6 protein-coding genes are annotated in these 6860 nt (G+C 33.6%); all 6 read left to right on the forward strand.

All coding sequences use genetic code 11. The features are described from left to right. The first annotated feature begins 186 nt into the window (after positions 1–186). The 6 genes from QZL64_RS12920 (at position 187) to QZL64_RS12945 (ending at position 6761) form a co-directional block, all read left to right on the forward strand. The gene (locus tag QZL64_RS12920; protein WP_021842365.1) at positions 187–1047 is read left to right on the forward strand and encodes a DNA-methyltransferase; all 861 of its coding nucleotides are present in this window, start codon (positions 187–189) and stop codon (positions 1045–1047) included. 98 nt (positions 1048–1145) lie between these two features. Next, entirely contained in the window at positions 1146–3812 is a 2667-nt protein-coding gene (locus QZL64_RS12925) for an N-6 DNA methylase (protein WP_021842366.1), read from the forward strand. Positions 3813–3903: 91 nt separating this feature from the next. Then, on the forward strand, positions 3904–4461 hold the full coding sequence (locus QZL64_RS12930) for an RNA 2'-phosphotransferase (protein WP_021842367.1): 558 nt from the start codon (positions 3904–3906) through the stop codon (positions 4459–4461). Between the two features lie 71 nt (positions 4462–4532). Continuing rightward, positions 4533–5351, forward strand: coding sequence for a restriction endonuclease (locus QZL64_RS12935; protein ID WP_021842368.1), 819 nt, complete (start codon positions 4533–4535; stop codon positions 5349–5351). Positions 5352–5486: 135 nt separating this feature from the next. Then, positions 5487–5933, forward strand: a complete 447-nt coding sequence (locus QZL64_RS12940; RefSeq protein WP_021842369.1) for a DUF523 domain-containing protein — start codon at positions 5487–5489, stop codon at positions 5931–5933. 99 nt (positions 5934–6032) lie between these two features. After that, positions 6033–6761 (forward strand): DNA alkylation repair protein, encoded by a 729-nt coding sequence (locus QZL64_RS12945; RefSeq protein ID WP_021842370.1) that lies wholly within the window; start codon positions 6033–6035, stop codon positions 6759–6761. Positions 6762–6860 lie beyond the last annotated feature (99 nt).

A 6860-nucleotide genomic window follows, 5' to 3' on the forward strand; every position in this document is an offset into this window, starting at 1 on the left:
AAAATATAGGGTAGCATCATGACCGATGAGTAATTCAGAATATGTTGCAGATTGAAATGCTATAAATCTGTTTTTATTTTGATAAGAAGAATAAATTATTTTTTGATGCTCGTAACTTACAGATGATTTGATTATCTTTTTATAAATTTTTACTTAAATATTAAAGACAAAGGAAAATGCACTAAAATGACAAGACATAATATTAATATATTAAAAAATACTAAATTCTTGAATAATGTAATTCAAGGCGAGACATTAGAGGAAATGGCAAAAATACCAGATAATTCAATCGATATGGTTCTAGTTGATTTGCCATATGGAAATACTCAAAATAAATGGGATAGTTTAATTCCTCTTGAAAAATTGTGGGTGGAATACAATAGAATAGTAAAAATAAATGGTGCGATGTTATTTACAGCTTCTGGTTTATTTACCGCTAGTTTAATGTTATCTAATCCTAAAAACTATAAGTATAAATATGTGTGGGAAAAATCAAAGCCTACTAATTTTTTAAATGCCAAAAAACAACCTCTAAGAAAACATGAGGATATTTTAGTGTTTTATAGAAAACAACCATATTACTGTCCCCAAATGACTGTGGGAGAGCCTTATACAAAAGGAGTGAGAAAAAATCAATTAACAGGGTCATATGGTGATTTTAGCCCAACCTTAGTTGAAAGCAAAGGCGAACGTTATCCGGTAGATGTTTTATATTTTAAAACAGCAGAATCTGAGGGAAAAGTATTTCATCCTACTCAAAAGCCTGTAGAATTAGCGCGTTATTTAATTAGAACATTTTCTAAAGTTGGGGATGTTATTTTAGATAATACTTGTGGGGCAGGTTCATTTTTAGTTGGAGCCATATTAGAAGGTAGAAACTTTATAGGCATTGAAAAAAATACAGATGTTGCGCTTTTTAAAAATAAGCCTGTAGATTATATAGAGGTATCTAAAACAAGAATTTTTGATGCAGCGAATTCTCTGAAGAAGACTGATGCTGACTTATTTGCAAAGTTAGAGAATGTAAATTTATTAAAGGGGATATAACAGTGGATACTAGAACAATTTTGCGCTCTAATGAGCGAAGTGAGGGCGGAGAGTTAATAAGTGAAGCCAATTTAATTTTTAATAAAAACAATTAGGGAATGAAAAAGGCGGTAGGTGAATTATCACTAAAAACAAAGGATGCATCAGATACTAGAAATTTAACACTGTTTCCGGATGTTATTATATTTGCTGATAATCAAAAATTAAAACCTTTAATGGGGTGGGAATTAAAGATGCCGGATGTTTCTATAGATGACTGTGAGTTTATCTCTAATGCGCGGGATAAGGCTAATCGATTAGGTACATCAGTTTTTGTTTTATGGAACTTTCAATATGTTAGCATCTATATTAAAAATGAGGATGGAAATTGGAATAATAGTCCTACGGTAGTGTTTGATGAGTATAAGGAAATATTAAATTCGCGATCTGCAGTTCAAGCTAATCAACAGTTTTGGAAAAAACAGTTATATGACGTTTTGAGTTATTTAAATCAGGCATTCCTAGAAGAAAAATTCCAAGTGGTGCCAATAGAGTTTAATATTTCAAATTATGTAGAGACAATAACCGAGAAATTAACGCCGATTACTACTGATTTTATCATTAATAATGGTGGAAATAGGCTAAAAGAGTACATAAAATATTGGGTGAAGACAGAAAAAGCAGAATTAGAAAGTATTAATAAAATAAATACGCCTGAAAAATTTGCAGAATCATATGCCAAAAATATAATCATTAAGTGGATAAATAGATTTATTTTCGCCCATTTGTTAAGAGAAGAAAATAATGATATTAATGATTTGCTTGTCAGATTTTCAAATGATGCAAACATTAATTTATTGGCAGAGTCTTTAAATTTAATAGTTAAGACAACAGATTTTTATACGATTTTTCATGTAGGTGAATTTGAAATGATTTTACCTCAAGAAGTTGTTGAAAATTTTAATGAATTTAACTTGTATTTGGCTAATTGTGATTTTGCTGAAGTGGGTTCTAGCTTTACCTCTGAAATTTTAGAGAATATGGTTGATGTAGCTAAAAGAGAACTAATGGGGTTGTATACGACTCCACAGGGATTAGCAAAATATTTAGTATCGATTACTTTGGATAACTATGAGGGAGATTTTGCTGATTTAACTGTAGGTTCTGGTACGATTGCAAAGTTTTTAATGAATAAAATATCTGAAAATAGAACTGTAGAATATGCTCATGAGCATATATGGGTAGCGGATAAATATAGTTATCCTCTGCAAATCGCAAATTTAGCTATAACATCAAGAGAGAGCACTCATTTGAAGAATATAGTGTTTCAAAGTGATGCATTTGATATTTTTTCTGGTAATGAGATTTATATAGTCAATCCATCTACAGGTGAAAATGAAAAACTTACAATTCCCAAATTTAATTGTATTATTTCTAATTTGCCCTTTATTAGTAGTAATAATAGGATTAATGGTAATGAAAATATTTCAAAACTGCTTGAAAGGTATGATATCGATAATCGTTCAGATTTATATCAATTATTAATTTTAAAATATAAGGATTTGTTAATGGAATGTAAGGGGGCGAGAATTGGAGTTATCACATCTAATTCATGGTTTAAAACGCAAAAGAACTATAGGTCATTTTATAAATTGTTAAGCAAGATTTTTGATGTTGAATTTATAATTACTTCGAATGTAGGAAAGTGGTTTAGCAATGCTGATATTGTTACATCTATATTAGTTTTAAAAAATAAAGATTCTGAAAATGAGAATAGAGTAAAATTTATAGGTTTGAATAAAAATCCTAGTAAGTGTAGTGATGATGAAATTGATAGTTTGATTTGTAAAACTATTTATGGCGAGTCATCAACAGAATTAAGTGTACAGGAATATAGTCATGCTGAAATAATAGATTATATAGATTTAGGACTCTCCATAGAAGCCTTATTTGATAATAATCAATGGATTCAATTAGTGCTTAGTAAATTAATATGTATGAATAAAATTTTTGATAGTAGCCGTGGGGTAAGAACTGGAGCAGATAAAATTTTTATTATGGATTCTATGAAAGTTGACTCAGAATATAGTTATCCTATCTTGAAAAATCTTAATCATATAGATAGCTATATGATTAATAACGTTAAGGATTATTATTTTTATACTAAAGCATCTATTTCAGCTATGAAGAGTCAAGTTCATGAGAAGACAATAGAATATATATATTCTATTGAGAATAGTGAATGGGCGCGAAGCCGTAAACTTAAGAGAGGATTAGATTGGTATAAAGCTGATCAAGCTCCACAGTATGCTGATTTTGCTACTTCGATTAATCCAGAACAAAGATTCTTTTGGGTGCAATTTGAAAACCCGACTGCTGTAAATCAAAGATCTATTGCTTTCAGGTTAAAAGGTAAATATGTGATTGATAGAGACCTGATTCATGCTCTTTTAAATTCATTTGTTTCATTGTTTTTATTGATGAGTTCAGGATTTGGTCGTGGTCTAGGCGTAACTGATTTGACTAAAGATGGTATAGGGCAATCTTATTTTTTAAATCCAGATATATTGGAAGATTCATCAAAAAATAAAATATTGGAAAAGTGGAGCGTTGTTAGAGATAAACGAATTACAGATATTTTTCAGCAACTAAATGATACTGATTGGATAGAATTAAATTATATTATACTTGAAGCCTATGGTTTACCAAAAGAAGTTTATGAATCGGTAAAATTTAGCATTGAAAGCTTATTAAATAGAAGATTAAGTGTAAAACAAGAAAGTTAAGAAATAAAGAATATAGTTCGTCTAGGAATTGCTTTATGTATGGTTTTGTGACAAGAAGATGCGAAATAGATACATGAAGGGAGTGTATATAGTGCCTCACGATAATAACCCTCAACCGCTAAACCTAATACGTGTCAGTAAGCTTATAAGCCTGGTTCTACGGCACAAACCGGAAGAAATCGGCCTTGAACTCGATGAACACGGTTGGGCGGATGTAGAAGAGTTACTCACTAAGATTCAGCCACGTTATGCCATCAATATGGATATTCTTGAAGAGATTGTGCGAACGAATAATAAGCAACGTTTTGCTTTTGATGAAACGCATACGAGAATTCGTGCCAACCAAGGCCATACGATTGATGTAGATGTTGAGTTACAGGAGGCAATTCCTCCGGAAATTTTATATCATGGAACTGGTGAAAAATCGGTAGCTGCCATTGATGAAAAAGGTTTGCTGCCGATGAATCGTCTGCATGTGCATTTATCAGGGGATGAAGAGACGGCTTTGCGAGTAGGTAAAAGGCATGGTAAGCCGGTTATTTACAAGGTAAAAAGCGGCGAGATGAGTCGTGACGGTTATATTTTTTACCTGTCAGTTAATAATGTGTGGCTTACTAAAGAAGTGCCGGTTAAGTACTTGAAACGATAAAAGTTGCGTACATACTAATATTAGAGTTTTTAATTTTGTATTGCCATCAGTCAAGAGGTAAGGAGTCTTCTATGTACTTTGATAAATTAAACTCGGAAGAACAAATATCATATCTTATAAAGCCGATTTTATCCGTCCTTCAAAAAGCCGGTGGTCAATTAGAGCGTTCCGAGATACGAGATAGAATCAGTGAAGATGATGAAAATATTGCAAAGTTTGAACAAACTTTGTACACATCGGCACAAACAGGAAAACCGTATAAGCGGTTTGACTTTAAGTTTAATTTTGCTTTGAAAGAGTTGAAATTAGTAGGTTTTATTTCTTATGAACAATATAAATCGTCTATTAAATTGACTTCAAAGGGAGCACAGTTAAATATCGGAACGCTTGATGTTGAAAAAGATGTTAGATCAGTAGCTCATGAGTATTGGGAGCAGAGGAATGCGGAAAATAGGAAAAAGAAACAAAAAGGTAATTTAGTAGCTTTGGCAACCGGCTCAGATGTGGGGGAATCTATCCCTGATGTGGAATCCGAGACTGAAGTTCTAGACGATTTTAAAGCCCGATTGCAAGACGCTATAGCGAAAATGTCACCTGCTAAATTTGAGCAATTTTCACGGGCATTGCTTACAAAGATGGGTGTTGAATTTACCGAAAAAGGAATTCAGGTATCAAATGACGGCGGTATTGATGGTTATGGCTATCATATGGATGACAATGATTTCCGTACGACCCGTGTTGTCATTCAGTGTAAACGTTTTAATTCAAATGCAGTTAGAGAGCCGGATATTAATCAATTTTTAGGAGCTATGAGCAAATTCCAAGCCGATTATGGTGTTTTTATAACTAATAGTCGTTTTACAAAATCGGCTAAGGAAGCTGCTCGTTAAGGAATGCCGATTACGTTAATTGATGGAAATGATTTGATTCGATTGATTATTAAGTTCGAACTATTTATAACACCTGTTACTACTTATGTTTTAGACGACTTTTATTTAGAAGATTCCAATGCATAGGGAGTTTTTATGGCTAAACGAATTTTAGTTAGTGCCTGTCTACTTGGTGAAAACTGCAAATATAACGGTGGCAATAACTTCAATCAAGCTCTGGCCGATTATATTGCCAAGCAAAAGAAACTTGATACTGAGTTTGAAGTTATCCCGGTATGTCCCGAAGTACTGGGTGGTCTTTCGACACCTCGTATTCCGGCTGAGCTTATAAACGGTGTAGTAACGAATAAGAACGGTGAATCGGTAGATAAGGAATTTCGGCTAGGTGCTGAACGAGCTCTTGATATAGCTAGAAAAAATCAAGTAAGCTTTGCCATTTTACAATCCCGTAGTCCGTCTTGCGGCTCTAAAGAGATTTACGATGGAACGTTTACAAAAACACTAGTTCCGGGAGAAGGTATTTTTGCTAAACGCTTGCGTGAAGCGGGCATTGAAGTTATTGATATAGAGGATTTGAAATAAATTACGGTAATAGTTGTGTAGTAATTTAAAGCATCTTACAGCACTTCACAACAGTATTTACAGTGCTTGGTAAGACTTTTGAGGAGGTTTAATCTATCTATGGATATCGTTAAAGAGCTATTGGCATTACAAGATTTGGAATATAAAGCCCATTCAAGCAAAATAAATCCTACAGTACCGCAGGAGACGATTATCGGGGTTCGGATTCCTAAATTGCGTCGGTTGGCCAAGACACTTTTGAAAGCGGCCAAGCAAGCAGATAAATCAGAGATAACACAGGTTAACGCTTTTTTCTCAGAGCTACCTCACAAATATTTTGAAGAGAATTTACTGCACGCCATTTTAATCTCTGAAATGCAGGATTTTAATGAATTGGTTGAAGAATTGGAGCGATTTTTGCCGTATGTAGAAGATTGGGCTACTTGCGACACTATATCGCCTAAAATATTTGCAGAACGTAGACCTGAAGCGGAGTTATTAGCGTATAAATGGATTAAGGATTCACATCCGTATACGATTCGCTTTGGAATTTGCGTTTTCATGTCCTATTTCTTGGGTGATTGGTTTAAAGTTAAGCAGGCCGATACAATTGTGGCAATCCGCAGTGACGAGTATTACGTAAATATGATGATTGCCTGGTATTTTGCCACAGCCTTGGCGTTTAACTACGAAGATGTTTTGCCATACTTAAAAGATCAGCGTTTAGCTGTTTGGACGCATAATAAGACGATACAAAAAGCGGTGGAAAGTTTCCGTATTAAGCCGGAACAAAAAGAGTATTTAAAAACGTTACGCATTCCGGTTAGGAGAAAAGCCGTAAGCAAGTAAACTAGCAATAATTTTAAAAAGCAAAAAGCCCTCGAGTCGTATCTCAAGAGATACAACTCGAGGGTTAATTGTACGCCGAATAGGCATGACAAAACCCCC

The organism is Veillonella sp. CAG:933, from assembly GCF_000431435.1.
Lineage (GTDB): Bacteria > Bacillota > Negativicutes > Veillonellales > Veillonellaceae > Veillonella_A.

Excerpts from the sequence above, each read along its gene's own strand:
- QZL64_RS12925 (WP_021842366.1), top strand. The coding sequence starts at position 1,146 with ATGAAAAAGGCGGTAGGTGAATTATCACTAAAAACAAAGGATGCATCA.
- QZL64_RS12940 (WP_021842369.1), top strand. The coding sequence starts at position 5,487 with ATGGCTAAACGAATTTTAGTTAGTGCCTGTCTACTTGGTGAAAACTGC.
- QZL64_RS12945 (WP_021842370.1), top strand. The coding sequence starts at position 6,033 with ATGGATATCGTTAAAGAGCTATTGGCATTACAAGATTTGGAATATAAA.
- QZL64_RS12935 (WP_021842368.1), top strand. The coding sequence starts at position 4,533 with ATGTACTTTGATAAATTAAACTCGGAAGAACAAATATCATATCTTATA.
- QZL64_RS12920 (WP_021842365.1), top strand. The coding sequence starts at position 187 with ATGACAAGACATAATATTAATATATTAAAAAATACTAAATTCTTGAAT.